Annotated in this window: 23 protein-coding genes and 1 tRNA gene; 12 read left to right on the forward strand and 12 right to left on the reverse strand. The window is 62.9% G+C overall.

The window, feature by feature from the left end; genetic code table 11:
- Window positions 1-59 precede the first annotated feature (59 nt).
- Both mtaB and dapF read right to left on the reverse strand, forming a co-directional pair.
- The gene (mtaB, locus tag BMG00_RS09415) at window positions 60-1,322 is read right to left on the reverse strand and encodes a tRNA (N(6)-L-threonylcarbamoyladenosine(37)-C(2))-methylthiotransferase MtaB (protein ID WP_078574117.1); all 1,263 of its coding nucleotides are present in this window, start codon (window positions 1,320-1,322) and stop codon (window positions 60-62) included.
- The gene (dapF, locus tag BMG00_RS09420) at window positions 1,319-2,155 is read right to left on the reverse strand and encodes a diaminopimelate epimerase (RefSeq protein ID WP_078574118.1); all 837 of its coding nucleotides are present in this window, start codon (window positions 2,153-2,155) and stop codon (window positions 1,319-1,321) included. The genes mtaB and dapF overlap by 4 nt, the downstream gene beginning before the upstream one ends.
- A gap of 106 nt (window positions 2,156-2,261) precedes the next feature.
- Between dapF and BMG00_RS09425 the strand changes: the two genes are divergently transcribed.
- Window positions 2,262-2,337, forward strand: a tRNA-Lys gene (locus BMG00_RS09425).
- Between the two features lie 114 nt (window positions 2,338-2,451).
- On the forward strand, window positions 2,452-3,063 hold the full coding sequence (locus BMG00_RS09430) for a DedA family protein (protein ID WP_078526735.1): 612 nt from the start codon (window positions 2,452-2,454) through the stop codon (window positions 3,061-3,063).
- A 6-nt stretch (window positions 3,064-3,069) separates the two neighbouring features.
- Here the strand turns inward: BMG00_RS09430 and BMG00_RS09435 are convergent, their stop codons facing one another.
- Window positions 3,070-3,834, reverse strand: a complete 765-nt coding sequence (locus BMG00_RS09435; RefSeq protein WP_078574119.1) for a sulfotransferase family protein — start codon at window positions 3,832-3,834, stop codon at window positions 3,070-3,072.
- Between the two features lie 267 nt (window positions 3,835-4,101).
- Here BMG00_RS09435 and BMG00_RS09440 point away from each other — a divergent pair, with 267 nt between their 5' ends.
- The 8 genes from BMG00_RS09440 (at window position 4,102) to BMG00_RS09475 (ending at window position 9,796) form a co-directional block, all read left to right on the forward strand.
- Window positions 4,102-4,932 (forward strand): hypothetical protein, encoded by an 831-nt coding sequence (locus BMG00_RS09440; protein ID WP_078574120.1) that lies wholly within the window; start codon window positions 4,102-4,104, stop codon window positions 4,930-4,932.
- An 81-nt stretch (window positions 4,933-5,013) separates the two neighbouring features.
- Entirely contained in the window at window positions 5,014-5,628 is a 615-nt protein-coding gene (locus BMG00_RS09445; RefSeq protein WP_078574121.1) for a ribonuclease D, read from the forward strand.
- On the forward strand, window positions 5,609-6,565 hold the full coding sequence (locus tag BMG00_RS09450; RefSeq protein ID WP_078526743.1) for a KpsF/GutQ family sugar-phosphate isomerase: 957 nt from the start codon (window positions 5,609-5,611) through the stop codon (window positions 6,563-6,565). Before BMG00_RS09445 ends, BMG00_RS09450 begins: the two co-directional genes overlap by 20 nt.
- Window positions 6,565-7,167 carry a hypothetical protein gene (locus BMG00_RS09455; protein WP_078526745.1) on the forward strand — a complete coding sequence of 201 codons (603 nt, stop codon included), beginning with the start codon at window positions 6,565-6,567 and terminating at the stop codon, window positions 7,165-7,167. The genes BMG00_RS09450 and BMG00_RS09455 overlap by 1 nt, the downstream gene beginning before the upstream one ends.
- Before the next feature lie 8 nt (window positions 7,168-7,175).
- Window positions 7,176-7,676: a lipopolysaccharide transport periplasmic protein LptA gene (lptA, locus tag BMG00_RS09460; protein ID WP_078526747.1), complete on the forward strand. Its 501-nt coding sequence runs from the start codon at window positions 7,176-7,178 to the stop codon at window positions 7,674-7,676.
- Window positions 7,676-8,455 carry an LPS export ABC transporter ATP-binding protein gene (gene lptB / locus BMG00_RS09465; RefSeq protein WP_245794978.1) on the forward strand — a complete coding sequence of 260 codons (780 nt, stop codon included), beginning with the start codon at window positions 7,676-7,678 and terminating at the stop codon, window positions 8,453-8,455. The genes lptA and lptB overlap by 1 nt, the downstream gene beginning before the upstream one ends.
- 265 nt (window positions 8,456-8,720) lie before the next feature.
- Complete coding sequence (gene hpf, locus BMG00_RS09470; RefSeq protein ID WP_078526749.1) at window positions 8,721-9,296, forward strand: ribosome hibernation-promoting factor, HPF/YfiA family; 576 nt, start codon at window positions 8,721-8,723, stop codon at window positions 9,294-9,296.
- Between the two features lie 35 nt (window positions 9,297-9,331).
- Window positions 9,332-9,796, forward strand: a complete 465-nt coding sequence (locus tag BMG00_RS09475; protein ID WP_078526751.1) for a PTS sugar transporter subunit IIA — start codon at window positions 9,332-9,334, stop codon at window positions 9,794-9,796.
- Window positions 9,797-9,857: 61 nt separating this feature from the next.
- On the opposite strand, the gene BMG00_RS09480 is transcribed toward BMG00_RS09475, so the two are convergent.
- From BMG00_RS09480 to cysQ, 8 genes are all read right to left on the reverse strand, one after another.
- Window positions 9,858-11,249: a nodulation protein NodH gene (locus BMG00_RS09480; protein ID WP_078574122.1), complete on the reverse strand. Its 1,392-nt coding sequence runs from the start codon at window positions 11,247-11,249 to the stop codon at window positions 9,858-9,860.
- Between the two features lies 1 nt (window position 11,250).
- On the reverse strand, window positions 11,251-12,948 hold the full coding sequence (locus BMG00_RS09485; protein WP_078574123.1) for a DUF5927 domain-containing protein: 1,698 nt from the start codon (window positions 12,946-12,948) through the stop codon (window positions 11,251-11,253).
- A 13-nt stretch (window positions 12,949-12,961) separates the two neighbouring features.
- Window positions 12,962-13,972, reverse strand: a complete 1,011-nt coding sequence (locus BMG00_RS09490; RefSeq protein ID WP_078526757.1) for a glycosyltransferase family 2 protein — start codon at window positions 13,970-13,972, stop codon at window positions 12,962-12,964.
- 195 nt (window positions 13,973-14,167) lie between these two features.
- Window positions 14,168-15,190 carry a glycosyltransferase family 2 protein gene (locus BMG00_RS09495; protein WP_078574124.1) on the reverse strand — a complete coding sequence of 341 codons (1,023 nt, stop codon included), beginning with the start codon at window positions 15,188-15,190 and terminating at the stop codon, window positions 14,168-14,170.
- Between the two features lie 27 nt (window positions 15,191-15,217).
- A complete protein-coding gene (gene galE / locus BMG00_RS09500; protein ID WP_078574125.1) occupies window positions 15,218-16,204 on the reverse strand; it encodes a UDP-glucose 4-epimerase GalE in 987 nt (328 codons plus the stop codon).
- Window positions 16,205-16,207: 3 nt separating this feature from the next.
- On the reverse strand, window positions 16,208-17,101 hold the full coding sequence (galU, locus tag BMG00_RS09505; protein ID WP_078526763.1) for a UTP--glucose-1-phosphate uridylyltransferase GalU: 894 nt from the start codon (window positions 17,099-17,101) through the stop codon (window positions 16,208-16,210).
- 188 nt (window positions 17,102-17,289) lie between these two features.
- Window positions 17,290-18,090 carry a 3-deoxy-manno-octulosonate cytidylyltransferase gene (locus BMG00_RS09510; RefSeq protein ID WP_078574126.1) on the reverse strand — a complete coding sequence of 267 codons (801 nt, stop codon included), beginning with the start codon at window positions 18,088-18,090 and terminating at the stop codon, window positions 17,290-17,292.
- Complete coding sequence (cysQ, locus tag BMG00_RS09515) at window positions 18,090-18,887, reverse strand: 3'(2'),5'-bisphosphate nucleotidase CysQ (RefSeq protein ID WP_078574127.1); 798 nt, start codon at window positions 18,885-18,887, stop codon at window positions 18,090-18,092. The genes BMG00_RS09510 and cysQ overlap by 1 nt, the downstream gene beginning before the upstream one ends.
- A gap of 128 nt (window positions 18,888-19,015) precedes the next feature.
- Here cysQ and BMG00_RS09520 point away from each other — a divergent pair, with 128 nt between their 5' ends.
- Window positions 19,016-19,837 (forward strand): ABC transporter permease, encoded by an 822-nt coding sequence (locus tag BMG00_RS09520; RefSeq protein WP_078526769.1) that lies wholly within the window; start codon window positions 19,016-19,018, stop codon window positions 19,835-19,837.
- Window positions 19,838-19,849: 12 nt separating this feature from the next.
- Window positions 19,850-20,464 carry an SH3 domain-containing protein gene (locus tag BMG00_RS09525; RefSeq protein ID WP_078574128.1) on the forward strand — a complete coding sequence of 205 codons (615 nt, stop codon included), beginning with the start codon at window positions 19,850-19,852 and terminating at the stop codon, window positions 20,462-20,464.
- Here the strand turns inward: BMG00_RS09525 and BMG00_RS09530 are convergent, their stop codons facing one another.
- Complete coding sequence (locus BMG00_RS09530) at window positions 20,465-21,493, reverse strand: LacI family DNA-binding transcriptional regulator (protein ID WP_078574129.1); 1,029 nt, start codon at window positions 21,491-21,493, stop codon at window positions 20,465-20,467.
- Window positions 21,494-21,614: the final 121 nt, after the last annotated feature.

Below are 21,614 nucleotides of genomic sequence, written 5' to 3' on the forward strand. Positions count from 1 at the left end.
GGGCAGGGCCCCCTCTCTGACGACGAAATGTCGCCCTCCGGTGACGGGGCAGCGCCCGCTTACCCCGCCAGCAAGCGCGTCCCGTCATGGCCGCTGATGCGCACGCTCATCAACGTGCCTTCGGGCTGATCCGCTCCGAAAGCCACCTCGGCAAAGCCTTCGGTGCGCGCCACGCGCGGGCCTTCGGTCAGCACGACCTGTTCGGTCCCCACCTGCGCCTGAAGATGGGCGGCCAGCGCCGCCTCGCCCTTGGCGCGCAGCCGCGCGGCGCGCTCCTTGATGATCGGGCCCTTGACGGCGGGCATCCGGGCGGCGGGCGTGCCCTTGCGCGCGGAGTAAGGGAAGACGTGCAGGAAGGTCAGGTGACAATCATCCACGAGCCGCAGGGAGTTTTCGAACATCGCTTCGGTCTCGGTCGGGAAACCCGCGATGATATCGGCGCCGAATACGATGCCGGGGCGCAGCTTGCGCGCCTCCTCGGTGAAGCGAATCGCGTCGTCGCGCAGGTGGCGGCGCTTCATCCGTTTCAGGATCATGTCGTCGCCGGCTTGCAAGCTCAGGTGAAGATGCGGCATCAGGCGCGGCTCGGTCGCGATCGCGAGCATCAGGTTCTCGTCGGCCTCGATCGAATCGATCGAGGAGATCCGCAGGCGCGGCAGGTCCGGCACCAGACGCAGGATCCGCATCACCAGATCGCCCAGCCGCGGTTCGCCGGGCAGATCGGCGCCCCAGGAGGTCAGGTCCACCCCGGTCAGCACGACCTCGTTGAAACCGCGATCCACGAGACGCTTGATCTGCTCGACCACGACACCCGCGGGGACCGAGCGCGAATTGCCGCGCCCGAAGGGGATGATGCAGAAGGTGCAGCGGTGATCGCAGCCGTTTTGCACCTGAACATAGGCTCTATGCCGGCCGAATCCGTCGATCAGGTGACCGGCGGTCTCCTTGACCGACATGATGTCGTCGACCATGACGCGCTCGGTCTCGCCGATGAAATCGGGGCCCTGCGGGGCGAGCTGCGCCCAGGTCTCGGCCTGCATCTTCTCGTGATTGCCGATGACCTTGGTGACCTCGCCCATGGCTGCGAAGGTCTCGGGCTCGGTCTGCGCGGCGCATCCCGTCACGATCACCGGCGCGCCGGGGTTTTCGCGCGCCAGACGGCGGATTTCCTGCTTGGCCTTGCGCACGGCCTCGGCGGTCACGGCGCAGGTATTGACCACGACCGCGCCTTCCAGCCCGGCCTGCTCGGCCAGCTCTTTCATCGCCTCCGTCTCATAGGCGTTGAGACGGCAGCCGAGCGTCGAGAAAACGGGCGGTTTCATAGCGAGGCCAGAAATTCGGGGGTGAGCGTCGCGTCGAAGACATGCGCGGTCGGGCCGGTCATCCAGACGCCATCCTCGCGCCAGTCGATCTCGAGTTGCCCGCCATCGACATCGACGAGCACATGCTTGCCGGTCAACCCGCGCAGGTTGGCGGCGACGGCGGTCGCACAGGTGCCCGAGCCGCAAGCGAGCGTGATGCCGGTGCCGCGCTCCCAGACGCGCATGCGCAGATGGTCGGGGCCGATGAGCGAGGCGAATTCGACATTCGTGCGCTCGGGGAAAAGGGGATCGTGCTCGACCGCAGGGCCGCGCGCGGCCGGGTCCAAGCTGTTCGCATCCTCGACGAAGAAGACGCAATGCGGGTTGCCCATGCCCACCGCGATCGGATCGCCCTCGAGCGGCAGATGCGCGGGATCGTTGCCCGGCAGGACAGGAATCTGCGCGGCGTCGAGAATCGGTGCGCCCATATTGACCGAGACCATCCCGTCGGCCCGCCGAACCGCGCCAAGCTCTCCGCGTTCGGTCAGAAGCGTGACGCGATCCTGTCCGAGCTGGCGCATCATGTAATCGCTCACGCAGCGCGTGGCATTGCCGCAAGCGCCCGCCCGCGAGCCATCGGAATTCCAGAAATCGAGCGTGAAATCAGCCCCTTGCGCCGGACGGATCACCGCGAGCTGGTCAAACCCGACGCCGCGATGGCGATCTCCGAGCGCGCGTGCCAGCGCAGGCGTGACCGGATCGTCGCCCTCGCGGGCGTCGATCACGACGAAATCATTGCCGAGCCCGTGCATTTTCATGAAGGGCAGGCCGGAGGCTGTGCGCGCTGTATTCATGGCGCGCGATATACGCCTGCGGCCCGGTTTTTTCCAGATGCGTAGTTTTTGTGAATTTTATGCCTTGACCCCCCCGGCGGGGGTTTGTAGAGACGCGCCCTGTGATGGGCCGTTAGCTCAGTTGGTAGAGCAACTGACTTTTAATCAGTGGGTCGCAGGTTCGAATCCTGCACGGCTCACCATCACCTCGAAAACCCGGGCTTCGGCTCGGGTTTTTGCGTTTATGGACCGCTGTGGCGGGGTGGGCTTCGGAACCTTGCCGGGTGGGCATGCGTAACTCCTGCAAAGGAGGCACCATGTTTCAGTGGATCACCGGCGTTATCGCGGCTTTCGGCTATCTGGGCATTGCGGGGTTGATGCTGGCGGAGAATGTGTTTCCGCCGATCCCTTCCGAGCTGATCATGCCGCTGGCGGGTTACATGGCGGCGCGCGGAGATTTCTCGCTGCTCTGGCTGATCTTCGCAGGAACGGCAGGCTCGGTCTTGGGCGCGGTTCTGTGGTACTGGATCGGGCTGAAGATCGGGTTGGAGCGCCTTTGCGCCCTGTCGCGCCGCCACGGGCGCTGGATCGGGATCGCCCCGCGTGACATCACCCGCACGAAACATTGGTTCGACCGCCACGGTTGGGCGGCGGTGTTTCTCGGCCGGATGATGCCCGGAGCACGCACATTGATTTCGGTGCCGGCGGGTATGGCACGGATGCCTTTCGTGCCGTTTCTCGCCTATACGACGGTGGGGTCCGCGCTCTGGACGAGTTTCCTGACCATCGCGGGGTTCGTGCTGCACCGTCAATATGGCGAGGTCGCGAATTGGGTGAACCCGGTTTCGACGGGGCTGCTGATCGCGTTGGTGCTGGTCTATCTGTGGCGAGTGATCCGCTGGAAGCCGCTGGAGGAAGGCCGGGCGTGAAGGCTCTCAGAGAAGTTCCGTGGAATACCCGAACGCCGCGAAATCCGCCGCATAGAGCTTGCGGATGAGCGCTTCGCTCTTGTCGCAATAGGCCGTGCGGAGTTTTTCTTCCGCGTTCGTCGGATTGCCCGCGCGAGGCAGCTCTGCCGGGCCATCGCTCCCCCAGATCCGTTGCACGGCGGTGACGAGATCCGCATCGAGCGATTCCACTTTGCAGATATGATCGAACTTATCGAGCGGCAGCAGCATCAACGCGCTCTGCGGTGCCCAATGGGCATCGCGATAGAGCCCACCCTGATCGAGGAAGCGGCAAAAGGAGAGAAAGCTCGGCTGACCGTTTTCGTCGAGCTCGAGCATATGTTTCCAGCGCTCCATGCGGGGACCGCGCAGGATTTTGTCTTGATAGGACGACAGCACGCGGGTGAAGGGATTGCGCACGACGGTGAAGGTGAAAACGGCATCGCTCTCAAGCGCGGCTACCTGAGCGCGCGACATATAGGGCGGGCGCAGCCATCTGTGCTTGTCACCTTCGCCGGCGAGGGGGCGGCGATAGGACGAATGTTCCGACAGGATCCGGGCCACGGTCGTATTCGCGGCTTTGGGAATGCGATTGTAGAAAAACATGTCATCGGGAGAGAACGCGCCGCGCGGGATCATGTGGAAGAGGCTGCAGGGGCCGGAACAGGGATATTTGCGAAAGAACGGCGTGAGGGCATTGAAGCCGGGTCGTGCGATCCTGTCGCGCAGATCATGTGCCGGAAGGGAAGCCATGCAGGTTGAGTGTCTTCTCTCTAGTGGTGTCCTTTCCTTCCTTCGGGGAAATATGCCGATAAATCAACGCTTGAGATCATCGCCGCAAGACGCGGCGCGCTTGGAACGCGACGGATGCGAGGTTGGATCGGGGCAGCGGGCTTCGATCCTGACGGAATAACGGTGCAGTCGTGATTTGTGCCGGATAGGGGCTGAAAACTGTTGTTCGGGCTGGGCTGTAAAGCTACACCCACGCTCTGAAACGTGCCCGTTGCGTGAAGTGATCTCATGTCCGCCCAGAAACGCCGCATCATCATTCATCTTGGTTTCCCGAAGACCGGAAGCACGACGATTCAGGGGATGCTCGCCGCCAATGGCGACCGCTTGGGCGAGGGGATCGTCGCGTCGCCCAAGGATGAGCTGACCTATGGGCTGCGCAAATATGCGCTCAAATATCGCCGCAGCGGTCACCTGTTCTGGTGGAAGCTGCGCCACGAGATGGCCTTGCGCCAGATGGTTCGTACGATCGATGCGATGGATTTCGAGACTCTGGTGATCTCGGACGAAAATATGATCGGCATTGAATCAGGGAAGATTTTCGATCCACCCGAGCGAACCAACTACCTGCCTTGGGTCGCCCATCTCGACGCGGCGCTTTCGGCTTACGACGTTCACTACGTGATTTATCACCGGGAGCCGAAATCCTGGCAGCGCAGCGCATGGAACCAGGCGTTCAAGATGCGTCGCGTGAAGGCTGATTTCGAGGCCTGGGCAAAGGACCATTCGGACCTCGATGCGCCCCGCCGGATCATCGAGCAGTTCCGCGGGCTGCTGGGTGAGCGGCTGCACGTGCTCGACATGGCCGAGGAAATTGGCGCGGATCGTCTGATGGGGCGCTTCATCCTCGAACTCGCGGGGGTCTCGCAGGACCGGATTGCCGAAGTCGTGCTTCCGCCACGCGAGAACGAAAGCCTGCCGCTGGCCTCGATCGAGTTGCTGCGGCTGATTCATGAGACCGGGAAGTTCCGTGGCGGCCGATATCGGACCCTGTCGCGGCTCTTCAAGGCGCATCCGGAACTCTTCGCGCCCAATCCGAAGCCCCCGCGCAAGAAGGGGTGACCGCGCCTGCGGTCTTCCCGCGTTGGCAAGCAAGGCGCAAAGCGCTTATATGCCCGGCAGAACGATCTGAGAGGACAAGCCGTGGCGATCCACCTGCATCACAATGACCTGCCCGAAGGGCTCGACCTTGGGCCTGTCGTGGCCATCGACAGCGAGACCATGGGGCTCGATCCGCGGCGCGACCGGCTGTGCCTGGTGCAGCTGTCGTCGGGTGATGGCGATGCGCATCTGGTGAAGATCGCGAAAGGTCAGACCGAGGCGCCGAACCTGTGCAGGATGCTGGCCAATCCCGCGGTCGAGAAACTCTTTCATTTCGCGCGCTTCGACGTGGCTGCGCTCTATAATGCCTTCGGGGTCGAGACGAAGCCGGTTTTCTGCACGAAGATCGCCTCGAAGATGGTGCGGACCTATACCGATCGTCACGGGCTCAAAGTGCTGGTTCAGGAACTGGTCGGTGTCGATATCTCCAAGCAACAGCAAAGTTCGGATTGGGGCGCGGCGGAGCTGACCGAGGCGCAGATGGAATACGCGGCCTCGGATGTGCTGCATCTTCACAAGATGAAGGCCGAGCTGGTGAACCGGCTCAAGCGCGAGAACCGGATGGAACTGGCGCAGGCCTGTTTCGACTTCCTGCCGACGCGGGCGAAGCTCGACCTGCTTGGATGGGAGGAACCCAATGACATCTTCCACCACTGATTATTCGGGCATCGCGAAACGCGTGATCGGGATCGAGGCGGCGGGGTTGGCGGCGCTGGCCGACAGTCTCGATGGCGAGTTTTCGCGCGCGGTGGCGATGATCCTCGAAACCAGGGGCCGCGTGATCGTCTCCGGCATGGGTAAATCGGGCCATATCGGGCGAAAGATCGCGGCGACTCTGGCTTCGACCGGCACGCCCGCGCAATTCGTGCACCCGGCCGAGGCAAGCCATGGCGATCTGGGAATGGTCACGCGCGACGATCTGGCGCTGGTGCTGTCGAATTCCGGCGAGACGCCGGAACTGGCCGACCTCATCGCCCATACGCGGCGTTTCGGGATTCCGTTGATCGGGGTGGCGAGTCGGCCGGACTCGACCCTGCTGCGGCAGGCCGATCTCGCGCTGGTGCTGCCTGCGGCCGAGGAGGCTTGCGGCACGGGCGTCGTGCCGACGACCTCGACGACGATGACGCTTGCGCTGGGCGACGCGCTCGCCGTGGCGCTGATGGAGCATCGCGAGTTCACGGCCGAGCATTTCCGCACCTTCCACCCGGGCGGCAAGCTGGGCGCGCGGCTGTCGAAGGTCTCGGACCTGATGCATCGCGAGATGCCGCTTGTCGGGTTGGAGACGCCGATGCCTGAAGCGCTGCTGGTAATGAGCCAGAAGGGCTTTGGCGTCGTGGGCGTCACCGACGAGGCGGGCCGTCTGGCGGGGATCGTCACCGATGGCGATTTGCGGCGTCACATGGAGGGGCTGCTCGATCACAAGGTGGCCGAGGTGATGACGGCCAATCCGCGCACGATCGCGCCGGGCCAGCTCGCAGAGGCGGCAGTGGCGCAGATGAACGAGCGCAAGATCACCTGTCTTTTCGTCGTTGAGGACGAAAAGCCCGTGGGCTTCCTGCAAATCCATGACTGCCTGCGCGCCGGGATCGTCTGATGATCTATGACAACCGCCATACGCAACTGGTGCACTGGGCGAAGGTCGTCCTGCCGCTGCTGGCGCTTGTCCTGTTGTCGACGATCTTCCTGATCTCGCGCCGGATCGATCCGAGCGCGGCGATCCCCTATGCCAAGGTGGATGTCGAGAAACTCGCACGCGAAAACGCGCTGACCCGGCCGGAATATTCCGGGATGACGGATGACGGCTCGACCCTTTCGGTGACTGCAAAACAGGCGCGCACCTCGCCCGAGGCAACGGGCGGCGCGAGTGCCGATCAGCTTGCCGCGAAGCTCACCGCGCCTGACGGGCATGTCACCGACCTGAGCTCGAATGCGGGTCTGTTCCGGCCCGATCTGGGTCAGGTCGAACTGTCGGAGAAGGTCGCGATGCAGACTTCGGACGGCTACCGGATGAACTCCGAGAAGATGGTCATGAAGACCGATGGCAGCCTGTTGAGCTCTCCCGGCCCGATCCATGGCGAAGCGCCGTTCGGCACGCTCGATGCGGGCTCGATGCAAATGACGCCCACGGCCGACGGCAAAGGGCATGATCTTGTTTTCAATGGCGGCGTGAAGCTGATATATCAGCCGCAACAGTGAGGGTTTTCATGTTTCGGACGCCTTTTCCCGCCGCTTTCCTGATCGCGATCGCGCTTCCCGCTCTGGCCGCAGCGCAGCAGCTGTCCTTCGCGGGCATCCGCGCGGACCAGAATGCACCGGTCGAGGTGCTTTCGGACAGTCTCAAGGTGAACCAGGAGAGCGGAAAGGCCGTGTTCAGCGGCGATGTGCGCGTCAATCAGGGCACGATGCATATGCAGGCCGCGGAGGTCGAGGTCATCTATGATCCGAAGGATCGCTCGAAGATCTCGACGCTGCATGCGACGGGCGGCGTGACGCTGGTTTCGCCGACCGAGGCCGCCGAGGCTCAGGAAGCCGTGTATGACGTGGTGGCGGGCACTGTGGTGATGACGGGCAACGTTCTGCTGACGCAAGGCGAGAACGTGATGTCGGGCAATAAGCTCAACGTCGATCTGCGCACCGGTACCGGCCAGATGGACGGGCGCGTGCGCACGCTGCTCAAACCTGCGACCAAGACCGGGGGCCAGTGATGTCGGGCATGACCGGGGTACAGGACGCGACCGGGCTCGCCCCGGTGGCGGGGCAGGGCGGCTTGCAGGTGCGCGGACTGCGCAAGAGCTATCGCCGCCGCCCGGTGATCCGCGATGTCTCGCTGGATCTTTCGCGCGGGGAGGTCGTGGCGCTGCTGGGGCCGAACGGTTCGGGCAAGACCACCTGTTTTTACAACATCGCCGGCTTGATTCGTCCCGATGCGGGGCAGGTCCTGATCGACGGACGCGACGTGACGGGCCTGCCGATGTATCGCCGCGCGCGACTCGGGATCGGTTATCTGCCGCAGGAAGCGTCGATTTTTCGGGGGCTTTCGGTCGAGGATAACATCATGGCCGTGCTCGAGATCGCCGAGGCCGACCCGCATACCCGCCGCGAGCGCCTCGAGGAGCTTCTGGGCGATTTCTCGATCGGCCATCTGCGCCAGGCCCCGGCACTGGCGCTTTCAGGGGGCGAACGGCGCCGCTGCGAGATCGCGCGCTGCCTCGCCGCCGATCCGAAATATCTCCTGCTCGACGAACCTTTTGCTGGTGTCGACCCGATCGCCGTGGCCGAAATCCGCGCATTGGTCTCGCAGCTCAAGGATCGCGGTATCGGCGTCCTGATCACCGATCACAACGTGCGCGAGACGCTCGAGATCGTCGACCGCGCCTATATCCTGCATGACGGGACGGTGCTGATGTCGGGCACGACCGAAGAGGTCGTGCAGGACGAAAACGTGCGCCGTGTCTATCTCGGCCAGCACTTCCGCATCCTTTGAGCGCTGCGTGAGTGCGGCTTTTGCGCTGCGGCGAAGGTGACCCGTTGACACCCCTGCGGTTCCATACCCAAATATGATTCAAATGCGTGACCGTCGTTTCCATTCCCTGCGCGCGCAGACCGAGCTCGTTTTCGGCCCGCGATCGCCTGTGGTCTTGCAACCGGGAGCACGGCCCGCTACGCGCTTTCGAGAAAAATTTAACTGGCTTGCAACTTGCCCCTGTCAGGGTCGGGTGAAGCAGGCCAATGCGTGAAGGAGGAAATCCATGCGTTACCAGATCAGTGGCAAGCAGATCGACATCGGGGAAGCCCTGCAATCCCATGTCAAAACCGAACTCGGCGAAGTCGTCGACAAATACATGCAGCGCCCGACCGATGCGACGGTCACCTTCTCCAAGAACGCCCATGAGTTCATCTGCGAAGCCACCGTGCACCTCTCGACCGGCCTGACGGCATCGGCGAAAGGTCATGCCACCGAGGTTTACGCGGCCTTCGACAGCTGCCGCGAAAAGATGGACAAGCAACTGCGTCGTCATAAGCGCAGGCTGAAAGATCATCACCGCGACCGCGTGGAACCGGTTGAATTCGAGGCCGCGGGCCTGTATGTGCTCGCATCCGATGAGAATGACGAGTCGGGCGAGGCGGCCGATGGCGCGCCGATGATCGTGGCCGAGATGGAAACCAAGGTTCCCACGCTCTCGGTCGGTGAAGCGGTGATGCAGATGGAGCTGTCGCACGCGCCCCTTCTGGTGTTCCGCAACGAGAAACATGGCGGGGTTAACGTCGTGCATCGCCGCGAAGACGGCAATATCGGCTGGATCGACCCGCGCAACAGCAAATGAGCGCCACGGAAAAAGGCGCGGAAAAGACGAGTTACATGGAACTTTCGAAATTGCTTGCGCCGGGCGCCGTGAAGGTGCTGTCGAACGTCACAAGCAAGAAGCGCCTTTTTCAGGATCTCGGCGACATCGCCGCGTCGGTCTACAGGCTCGCCGCGGCGCAGACGGTCGATGCCTTGCAGGAGCGTGAAAGCCTCGGGCCGACGGGTGTCGGTCATGGCGTGGCGCTCCCGCATGCGCGACTCGACGGGCTCGACGAGGTGGTCGGCGTCTTCCTGCGGCTGGAAAAACCGCTCGATTTCGACGCGGTGGACCGACTTCCGGTCGATCTGGTCTTCGCGCTCTTCGCACCCAAGGATTCCGGGGTGGAGCACCTGAAGGCGCTCGCACTCGTGTCGCGCACCATGCGCGATCCGGAAATCTGCGAGAAGCTGCGTGCCAATACCGATCCGGCGGCGCTGCACGCGGTGCTGACCGAGGCGCAGGGCCGTCAGGCCGCCTGATCTGCCTCGATATGAGATTTGAAAGCGCGTCGGTCCGTCCGGCGCGCTTTTTCCGTGTCGCTCAGGCTTTCCAGGGGCCGAAGCCGAACTGCATCATGTCACGCGTATAGGTTTCGCGGGCGGCAGCTTCGAGATCCGGGGTCCAGAAATCGGCCAGCTTGATCGGGGCGGTATCGCTATCGGCCTGTCCAAATTCCGGCGCCTCGATCCCGGCGGAGCGCGCGAGATAGGCCAGATCCTCCGTCAGCCTTTCCTCGCGCAGAAGCATGTCGGGCAGGGCGAACTGGGCGATCCCCTGCAACTGGGCCGATTGCGTGGCCCAGAGCGCGTTCACCGGCAGGCTCGTCTGGTTGGCGAGGTTGGATTTGAGCCAGCCAAGAAAAGCGATCAGCGCCTCTGCATAGGCTTCGGGCGCGATAGCGTCGCCTTCCGGGGGGATCGGCAGCTTGTAGCTTTGACGCAGTACCGCGCGTGTCTCGAGCATGTTGTCCCAATTCAGGACGGCCGAGAAGGCGAGATGGGCGCGCATCAGGGGGTGGCGCAGCACGGTGAAGCTGCGATGACCCGGATGGCGGCGCTTCCACTGGCGCAGGGTCTTTTGCGAGAAGCTTTCCTCAAGCGGGCCAAGCCGGGCCAGCCAGTCGCGGATCGGCGCGTCCATCGCGGGACGCATCGGCATGTAGAGCAGCCCCGCCTCACTCGCGATGAAACCGGGCACGCCGGGGCCGCGACGGGGCTCGAAATTCGGGGTCTTCGAGAGGTTGAAGCGGTCGAGCCGCGCGAGCGAAGCCTCCATCCCCGGGAAATTCGAGACCTTCGCCTCCAGCGGCTCGGGGTTCTGCACTTTGAGGCTGTCGGGCAATTCTTCGAGCCGCGTCTCGACGCCGAGCCATTTCGCGATCCCGTTGAGCAACTCGACCGACTGCGCATCCTCGTAATCAATGTAGAAGGCGGTCTGGCCCGAGCGTTGCAGCGCGTTTTGCAGCGTGACCTGAAAGCCCTGCAACTCTTCGAGATGGGCCTCGAACTCCTCGGCATCGAAACGCGCCTTGCTCGCCTTGCGGTGCTTGGCGTCGCCGAGCTTCCACTGGCCGGTCGCGCGGGCGATCATCAGACTCACATAGCTTTCGATCGGATTGCGGGTCAGCACGATCTTGGCGCATTTGGGATCATCGACGAAGACTGCGAGCATGCGCGGGTCGTGATCGTGGAAATAGCGACAGCCGTTGAGCCCGTCCTGCGCCTTGATCGCCTTCCACAGCACCAGCGGATCCGCATCGCGTTCGGCCATGGTCACGCCCAACAGGTCCGTGCGGTTGGGATAGCCGATCAGGACGAGGTTGAACGCCTCGCCATGACAGGTCACGCCATCCAGGCTGTTGAGCGCGGCCTCGAGCAGGTTCGATCCGGTCCGCATCTCGGCGAAGACCACGAAACTGTCGAACCTCGCCATGTCACTTCACCAGATAGGGGCGACCGCGCCGGTTCGCGTGGCGCCCTTCCCCGGCATTGAGCGGGAAATCCCCCATCACGAGCGGCTGCATGCCCTGGTTCTTGAGGTTTTGCAGGAATTGCGGGAAGCCCGTCAACTCGACCATCTGCGGCGCCTCGGTCAGGCGGCGCGTGGCGCGGGGGCTGATCTCGTCGATGATGGTCTGCAAAGGCTCCATCGGGTTTTCGATGAACTCGGCCACTGTCCAGATCCGAACGCGCGCCTTCACATACATGGAGCGCAGGATCTCCAGATGTTCCAGCTCGCGCTTTTGCAGCCGTGCGGCCTCGCGGCGGATCGTGGCGAAATTCTCGTTCATCCGCGAGAGCGGCAAGGCCCAGGCGCCGGTGATCACCGAGATCTGCGCGTTCGGGTCGGTCGCGGTGAACCAGTTGTTGGCCTGATTGTCCCGCGGCGAGAACATGTAGCACTGTCGCTCCCCGCGGGAGTTCCAGATCAGGTTGGTCAGGAAGGCGCGCGGGTTGTAGTCGCGCAGTGCCGGGTCATCGGTCAGGCAGCCGTTGAACATCGTATCACCGCCCGCGAACTTGGCGCCTTCAGGGGCGAAGAGATGGCCATGCACCCGCGCGCCCACGTATTTCGCGAGCCAGCCATCGAAATTCTCGAAGAGATCCGAGAAGCCATGGAAGACCGAATAGGGTGCCGAGGTCTTGCCGTTCTCGTGGTCCTTCTTCGGAAAGCGGCTTTGCATGTAGAGGCCGGGGCGACCGCGTGTGCGCCGCTCGATCGATTTCGAGAAAAGACGGTCGATCTTGGCCGGGTTGGGTTCGGCCATCGCCGGGCTTTGGGCATTCTTCGTCAGGAATGTCTGATAGAGCCGGTCCGCACGCGGCCAGATCTTGCGCGCGATGAAGCAGTCCGAACGGCGCAGAAGCTGGAGGTGGTCGTCGTAGAAGATATGCGGCTTGCCCTGGAAATCGAACTTGGTCAGCGTGAGCGAGCGGCTCTCGATCGAGGTGGCATAGAGCCTTGAAAGGGTCTGGAAATAGCTCTCGTCAGGGATCCAGACGCGCTTGAAATAACGGTCGTAGAGCGGTCGGTCCGGGTCTTGCAGGATCGCGGACAAGGTCTGGCGCGTCAGGCACCACCACTGACTTCCGAGATGCGGCACGAGCCCCGACGGGATGCGGCGCTTGAAGCCGACGCGGCGCTGAAACTCGACATAGCGGTCGAAGAGGCGGCGCTGCTTCTTCCACGAGAAGGGGAACCGCAGGGTGAAACGCTCGATGTCGATGCCGCCGACGGTCCAGCCGACTTCGGTCGTGGTCACGCTCTCGATGAAATCGGTATAGGGGCGCGCGTCGAGATAGTCGGTCAGTTCCTTCAGCGGCCGCAGCGGCAGGCACGAGCCGGAGGCGAGATAGACGTGGCGCACCTCGGCATGGCGTTCCAGCATCTGCTCGGCCGCGGCCTGGCTGGCGGCGACGAGCGACCAGGTGCCCCATTCGCATTTGTAGCGCCGAGAGAAGGAGACATTGTCGAGATCGGCCAGAGCCTTCTGGAAACCCTTGTAATCAGGGGCGCTGACACGGGCATCGACATGGATCACCACCGGCGCGCCACCCTCGGCCCAGAACCGCGCGACCTGAGCCGCACGGTCGAGCGCGGTGTGGCACATCATGATGAAACCGACGGTCACGGGTGAAATCCTCTCATGCCCAATTGCCCTTGGACATCAGTCCGAGGATCTCGAGCTGGCGCCAATTGATATATTTTTCCGACCATTTGCACCACAAATCGGGCTCTTTTGAGATGGTCCGGGCATAAGCGTGATATTCGCGCGACCCTGCATAATGCTGTTTGCGTTGCAGCTCTTCCTCGACCTTGGCGGTGAGCGGCGAGAGGAATTTCGCGTGCAGCAGGCAGCCCGAGGCCATCTCGCCGCCGATCGTGTCATAGACCTGATTGAGCCCGCGCGGCAAAAGCATGTGGGTCGAGGAGAGATAGACATGCCCTCGCTCCCATTTCACCAGCGGGATCTTGTTGAGCGACGGCGCGCGTTTGGGCTCTTCGGGGAAGAAGATCCGGGCCCGCGGCCCCCCCTGAATCCACAAGTTGCGGTATTCCGGGTTGGTCTTGATCATGTAATTGCCGCTATCGAACCAACAGGCCAGATCGAAGGGGTTCTGGCCCTCGCGATAGGGCTGCGCGTCGATCGGGCCTTTCGGATACATGTCCAGAAGCATCGCCGGGAAAGAGCGGATGCCATAGGTGTCGAGCCAATCCGTGAGCGCCTGGATGGGGCGAGTGTCGCAGAACGGGTAGACGAGGAACTCGTCGGGATCGAGCGTCAGCGTCCAGTGCCCGGTGCCGTATTTGCGCAGCAGCCAGTTCATCCAGTCCATGCCGAAATTCGCAGCCTTGTAGGAAGCCGACGTCGTCCAGACAGAGCAATCCTCCTGCTCGGCGAGATAGTCCGCCGATCCGTCATCGCTGCCATTATCGACAAAGAGGAAATGGCGCACCCCCATGTCCCGGTAGTAGCGCAGGAAATAGGGCAGGCGGATGCGTTCGTTGCGCGCGGTGACGAAAACGAGAACGTCATCGGGTCTGATCTGGGCTGTGCGATCGGACAGCGGGCTCAGTTCCCGCCGTTTCCGAATGGCGCGAAACTGTCTCAACCTGCGTTTTCGACGCAGCCTGACCAGATCTCTCAGTCCCACGTGTCGTCCCTTCCGCAAATGCGGCCTGTTATTGCTGAATATACTTAGCAGAAGGTTAACTGTCGCCTTGGCCAAAACGACAAGTTTTCCCCTTTGGATTCAATAGTCTCCTGTGTCTTAGCCTCTTTGTGGGTGCCTGAGAAGAGACGGCATTACCTTTGCGTCACCTTTTGTTGCAAATGTGACGACAATCAATCAGACCCAGCCGCCGCGCGACATCAGGCCCTGTGCCTCGAGCTGGCGCCAGCTGCCAAGCGGCGCGGAGTAGGGCGTCCAGAGCTGCGGGTCGGCGATGAGCGCGTCGTAATAGGGGTCGAACTCCTCCGGACGGCCGAAATGCTCGCGCCGCGCTTTCTCTTCGGAAGATTTCTCGATCACCGTGTCGAGGAACTTGGTGTGCAGCAGGAGCCCCGAGATCGCCTCGCCGCCTCCATCGTCGTAGGTCTTGTTGAGGTGGCGCGGCAGGAGCGCGTGGGTCGAGTTCAGATAGGCGAAGCGACGATTCCAGCGCACGAGGGGAATCTTCGACAGGGTCGGCGCCCGACGCGGTCGCTGCGCGAAGAAGCTGCGCGCGCGTGGCCCGCCCTGGATCCAGAGCGCCTGGCTGCGCTCCTGCCGGGTCATCGTGTAATTTCCCGCATCGAACCAGCTCAGGATCTGGCGCGGATCCTGACCCGCCTGATAGCTCTGCGCACCGATTCGCCCCTTCGGGTAGAGTTCGAGCATCATCGCCGGAAAGGCGGGGATGCCCGAGGCGTCGAGCCAGCCCGTGAGCGCGGGCAGCGGGCGCGTGTCATGGTAGGGGTAGATCAGCAACTCGTCGGCATCGACGGTGAGGCACCAGTGATCGTGACCGTGACGGATCATCAGCCAGGTGATCCAGTCGAGCCCGAAGCGCGAGGCGCGATAGCTCGCCGGCGTCGTCCAGAGAGAGACATCGCGCGCTTCGGCCAGAAGGCCCGTGGTGCCATCGGAGCTGCCATTGTCGACGATGAGGAAGTGATCGACGCCGAGATCGCGGTAATGACGCAGGAAATAGGGCAGGCGCAGGGCCTCGTTGCGCATCACCGCGAAGGCGAGGATATCGCCAGGGCGGATCTTGCGAGTCCGGTCGGAGAGGCGTTCGAGCTGATGGCGCTTGCGCAGGGCACGCCAGAGGAATTGCTTGCGCTTGAGGCGCAGCCTGTAGGCGTCCCATAGCTCCCGGCGCGATGCCATGCCCTCTCCCGATCCGCTCGGCGCGGATCAGTATTCATACTCTTTCGCCTGATGCCAACGCCATGCATCGCCGATCATCACGGAAAGATCGGAGCGTTGCGGTTGCCACCCCAGTTCCTCAAGCGCGCGTTTCGAGCCCGAGACGAGGCAGGCGGCATCGCCGGCGCGGCGCTCGCCCTCGACGATGGGCACATCGCGATTGGTTACCGTGCGCGAGGCGTCGATCACTTCGCGCACCGAAAACCCGTTGCCCGAGCCAAGACAGAAGACGCGCGAAGGCTCGCCGCTCTCCAGCCATTTCAGCCCTAGAACATGCGCATCGACCAGATCGGAGACATGGACGTAATCGCGGATGCAGGTGCCGTCGCGCGTGGGATAGTCCGAGCCGAACACCGTCAGTGCCGGGCGCTTGCCCGCGATCGCGTCGAGCATCAGCGGGATCAGGTGGGTTTCCGGCACATGCTGCTCGCCCAGCTCGGCGTCGGGGTCGGCGCCGGCCACGTTGAAATAGCGGAAGATCACCGAGTTCAGCCCGTGGCTCGCGCCGAAATCGCGCAGCATATCCTCGATGGCGCGTTTCGAGCCGCCATAGGCGTTGATCGGGCGCTGCTCGGTGTCTTCGTCCAGCACCACCCCGTCCTGGTCACCATAGGTCGCGCAGGTCGAGGAGAAGACGAAATTCTTGCAGTCGGCCTCTACCGCCGTTTCGATCAAATTCAGCGCGCAATTGACGTTGGTGCGCCAGTATTTCGAGGGGTTCTGCATCGACTCGCCGACGAGGCTCAGCGCAGCGAAATGCATCACCGCGATGGGCTGATATTTCGCGAAGACCTCGTCGAGCCGCGCCCGGTCGGCGAGATCGCCTTCCTCAAGCGGACCGAACTTCACCGCCTCTTTCCAGCCGGTCGAGAAATTGTCGAAGCAGACCGGAACATAGCCTGCGCGGCTCAGAGCCTTGCAGGCGTGCGAGCCGATATAGCCCGCACCGCCCGTCACCAACACATGAGGTTTCATCGCTTACTCGGCGGCCGTCCGCATGTTCATGATGTCGCCCAGATAGTCGCCGAACTCGTCCTTGAGATCGGACCGCTGGAGACCGAAAGCCACGGTGGCCTGAAGGAAGCCCGCCTTGGAACCGCAGTCGAAACGCTGGCCCTTGAAGCGATAGCCGTAAACCGGATTGCCGTTGGCGATCTCCTGCGCGATCGCGTCGGTCAGCTGGATCTCGCCGCCCGCACCGGTTTCCTTCTTGTTGAGGTTCTTCATGATCTCCGGCGTCAGGATGTAGCGCCCGATCACGGCGAGGTTCGACGGCGCGACGTCGGGCTGCGGTTTCTCGACCATGCCCTTCACCTTCACCAGCGGCCCGTTCACCTCGGAAATATCGAGCACGCCGTAGGACGAGGTCTTCTCTGTGGGCACTTCCATCGCCGCGACGATGTTGCCGCCGGTTTCCTCGTAGGCTTCCATCATCTGCTGGAGGCAGGGCTTCTCGGCCGCGATCACGTCATCGGTCAGGATGACCGCGAAGGGCTCGTCATGCACGAGGCGGCGCGCGCACCAGACCGCGTGGCCAAGCCCGAGCGGCTTGTTCTGGCGCACATAGGCGATGGCGCCGGAATCCATGTTGGTTTTCTTGAGCTCTTCGAGAAGGTCTTTCTTGTCCTTCTTGCGCAGGGCGGTCTCGAGCTCGGGCGCGTCGTCGAAATAATCTTCCAGCGCCGACTTGCCGCGCGAGGTCACGAAGATGAATTCCTTGATGCCGGCCGCGCGCGCCTCGTCGATGGCGTATTGAATGAGCGGACGATCCACCAGCGTCAGGATCTCTTTCGGGATCGATTTCGTGGCGGGGAGGAAGCGGGTTCCAAGGCCGGCAACCGGGAAGATTGCCTTCGTCACCTTGCGTTTCATTCATCACCTTTATCGTTACTGCGCCGAAGCGCTAATTGCCGCCATTGTGGCGAGTCTTGCGGCGCGTAACAAGGAACCTGCCGCACTGCCGCATCATCACGCGCTGTTTGTTGCGCATGTAAGGGGAAAATCGCCCCAATCGCTTCAGGTTCCCGCGAAATGGAAACTTTGCGTGATGCAGGTTCGCGTCAGGCCAGACCCATTTCGCGCATCATCGACTCGATGCGTGGCACGTCCGAAGGGTTGTTGAGTTCCCAGAACTGCCGCCCGCGCGCCTCGACCTCGGTGCACAGCACGGCACGACCGTTCTCGAGAAACCGCAGCTGCTCGAGCCCTTCAAGCGTTTCCAGCGGTCCGATCGGCCAGGTGGCGTAATCGGCGAGCGTGTCGGGACGGTAGGCGTAGACGCCGACGTGATGGAAGACCGGGGTGGGATCGTGCGGTAGGTAGCTTTCGGCGGTGTAGGGGATCACTTCCTTGGAGAAATAGAGCCCGCGATTGCCCGCGCCAAAGACGGCGGTGGTGCCGCCGACTCGGCCGTGATGGCGATCCTCCCGCAGACTGGCGAGCATCTCGCCCTCGCAGCGCAGCACCGGGGTGGCGAGTTCCGCCCAGTCATTCGCACGCAGCCCAGCGACCAGATCCTCGATGAACCAGGCCGGCGTCAGCGGCGCATCGCCTTGCAGGTTGACGACGATCTCGTAGTCACCGCCAAGCGTCTCCGCCGCCTCGGCGCAACGCTCGGTCCCGTTGCGGCAGGTCTCGGAGGTCATCACCACCTCGGCACCGAAGGTTTCGCAGGCCTCGCGGATGCGCGCGTCATCGGTTGCGACGACGACCCGATCGGCGCCCCGCACGTCCTGCGCGGCCTCCCAGCTTCGCTGGATCAGGGTCTTTTTCACGCCCGTCGCACCGGTCAGTTCGACGAGCGGTTTGCCGGGATAGCGCGTCGAGGCGTAGCGGGCGGGGATGACGATGAGAACAGACATCATTTCACCAGAAGAACGCCGGGGGCGTAGGCGATGAAGAACGGGTTCTCGAAGCCGGGCTTGCCATAGGTGAAGGGCGTGTGATCGTCGAAGCGGACCATCTCGCCACCCGCGCCGCGCAGCACCGCGTCACCGGCCGCCGTGTCCCATTCCATCGTGCGCCCGAGCCGCGGATAGAGATCGGCCTCGCCGGTCGCCACGAGGCAGAATTTCAGCGACGAGCCAGCCGAGCGCATATCCTTCACCGCGTATTTGCCGATGTAATCGTCGGTCGCCTGATCGCGGTGCGATTTCGATGCGACCACCATCAGCCCGCGATTGTCGGGCATTGAGACGGTGATCGGCTTGTGCGGGCCCATCGCCTGTTTCGGGAAGTTCGGGCCTTCCTCCTCGACCGCGCGGCCATCGGCCAACGTATAGAAGAGCCGCCCCTTTGCGGGCGCATAGACCACGCCGCGCACCGGCTTACCGTCTTCGACATAGGCGATGTTCACGGTGAAATCGCCGCGGCGCTGGACGAATTCCTTGGTGCCGTCGAGCGGATCGACGATGAGGAAGGTCGAGACGTCCTGATCATGGCTCGCCGCCTGCTCCTCGGTCACCAGCGCGACATCTGGGAAGGCCTCGCGCAGACCGGCCGAGATCAGCGCGTCCGCGGCCTCGTCGGCCTCGGTCACGGGCGAATTGTCGGATTTGGATTTCACTTCGAAGTCAGGGGAATTGTAGATCTCCATGATCCTGTCGCCCGCTTCGAGAGCAAGCCGGCGCATGACTTGCATCAGATGCTCGAAATCCATGATCACTCCGTTCCGCCAAATTCAGGCCTGATTGCTATGATTTATCTCCCCCCTTATGATGCGGCGACAAGGCTTGGGCAAGGTTTGCCCGATAGGCTGGCGGCGCGCCGCACCCGATTGGCAGGAAAATGTTCAAAGCAGATCGCAGCAATTCCACGCTTGGATCGACCTTCAGCCTGCTGGAGCTCATCTATCACGCCACCGTTCGCAAACTGCGCCAATCGCATGGCAATGCGCTGGTCGGCCTGTTGCTGAACATGGTGCAGACGATCCTGCTGATCCTGACCTTCTACATCATGTTCGGCGTGCTCGGCCTGCGCGGCAATTCGGTGCGCGGCGACTTCCTGCTTTACGTGATGAGCGGGATCTTCCTGTTCCTGACCCATACCAAGACCATCGGCGCGGTGTTCGGGGCAGAGGGGCCGACCTCGGCGATGATGAAACACGCGCCGATGACCACGGCGATCTCGATCTCGGCGGCGGCGCTGAGCACGCTCTACATCCAGATGCTCTCGATGATCACGGTGCTCTTCATCTACCATGCGGCGTTTCAGCCGATCGAGATCTACGACTGGGTCGGCGCGCTGGCGATGATGCTTTTGTCTTGGTTCGTCGGGCTTGCGATCGGGCTCGTCTTCCTCGCCGCCAAGCCCTGGGCGCCCGATGTGGTGGGCGTGATCCAGCAGATTTACAGCCGCGCGAACATGATCGCCTCGGGCAAGATGTTCCTCGCCAACAACCTGCCGCACAAGATGCTCGTGCTATTCGACTGGAATCCGCTCTTCCACACGATCGACCAGGCGCGCGGCTATACCTTCATCAATTACAACCCGCATTTTTCGAACTGGCACTATCCGCTCTATGTCGGTCTGGCGCTTTTGATGATCGGGCTGATGGGCGAGTTCTACACGCGGCAATATGCCTCGCTGAGCTGGAGCGCGCGGCGCTAGTAGGCTGACCCGATGAAACGTCTGGTCCTGATCCTCCCGCTCGTCCTCATGTCCCTGGCGGCACCCGCCTTGGCCGAGAGCTTCCCGCATTATGCCGATGTGAGCGGTGTCGCCGCCGATGACGTGCTCAACATCCGCGCCGAACCCTCGGCTTCGGCCCCGATCATCGGGGTGATCCCGCCAGACACGACACTGATCGAGGTGACCGGCGCGTCGGAAGATGGAAAGTGGCGGCGTCTGAATGCGGGTGAGCGGTCGGGGTGGGTCTCGGCGCGCTATCTGGAATCAGAGCCGATGCCGCCCTGGTGGACCGAACGCGTGCCGCTGTTCTGCTACGGCACCGAACCGTTCTGGAGCGTCAGCTACGAACCCGGCCTTCTGAGCCTCGAGATGCCCGGTGAGGAACCGCGCAGTCTCGGGATCGAGTGGAGCGGCGCGCCGCAGAGCGGGGCTTTCGAGACCATCGGCTGGAAGATCCGGGGCGGCGGGGCCGAGGGGTTCTCGGTTCTGCGCAATCGCGAATGCTCGGACGGGATGAGCGACAGGAAATATGCGATCGGGATCGATTTCTTCCTGCGCACACCCGAGGAAGACCTCGTATTCACCGGCTGCTGCGCGCTGAACTGATCAGGTCTTGCGGATTGTCTCGCCGGGTTCGAGCACCGGCTCGAGTTCGATCACCTCGCCGCCGATCATGCCGCTTTGCGATCGGCCCGCGATGATTTGCGCGGCCTTCTTGCCGATCTCGCCGCGACAGGCATCCATCGTGGCGAGCTGCACCGAGAGCCCCTCGAGAAGTTCAAGCCCGTTGAACCCCGCGAGGCCGACCTTGCCCGGAACGTCGATCCCGTTATCGCGACACCACAGCAGGCCACCGGCGCCGATCATGTCGTTCGAATAATAGAGGAAATCGAGGTCCGGCGTGCGTTTGAGCATCGCCTCGGTCATCTCGCGCCCTTTCGCCAGCGCCGAGCCGCCGGCATAGAACTCGGTATCGGCAAGTTCGATGCCCGCTTTCGCGAGCCCTTCCTTGAACCCTTCGAGCCGTTTGCGCGCCCGGTGATCCTCGGGCATCTTCGTGCCGAGAAATCCAATTCTGCGATAGCCAGCGGCGATGATCGCCTCGGCCATGTGCAGACCGGCACGGCGATGCGAGATACCGACGACGGAATCCACGCCCTCGCCATCGACATCCATAATCTCGACAACCGGAATACCGGCGTTTTCCAGCATCGCGCGGGCAGCCGGTGTGTGCTCGAGCCCGGCGATGATCACGCCCGAGGGCCGCCAGGAGAGCATCTCGTAGAGAACCTGTTCTTCCTTCTCGGGCGAATAGTTGGTCACACCCACCACCGGCTGGAGCCCGGTATCCTCAAGCTCGTCGGAGATCGCCGAGAGCACTTTCGGAAAGACGAGGTTCGACAGCGACGGAATGATCACCGCCACGAGGTTCACCCGCTGCGAGGCCAGTGCGCCGGCGATCTTGTTGGGCACATAGCCCAGCGTCTTGGCCGCATGCAGCACCTTCTCGCGCGTCGCATCGGAGACGTCGCCGCGATTGCGCAGTACGCGGCTGACCGTCATTTCCGAAACGCCCGAGGCTTCGGAAACGTCGCGCAGCGTCAGGGGGCGGCGGGAGTCATTGGGACGGGACACGGCGGAATTCCTCCAGTTTCATTCTTGTTAGCGCCAAACATTTCCCTTGCGCAAGCGGATGATGCACCATATGTTAGCGATAACGGCGACCGGGCCAGACTCCAAACAATCCGGCAGCCGG

The sequence above is a fragment of the Thioclava marina genome, assembly GCF_002020135.1.
In the GTDB taxonomy this organism is placed as follows: Bacteria; Pseudomonadota; Alphaproteobacteria; order Rhodobacterales; family Rhodobacteraceae; genus Thioclava; species Thioclava marina.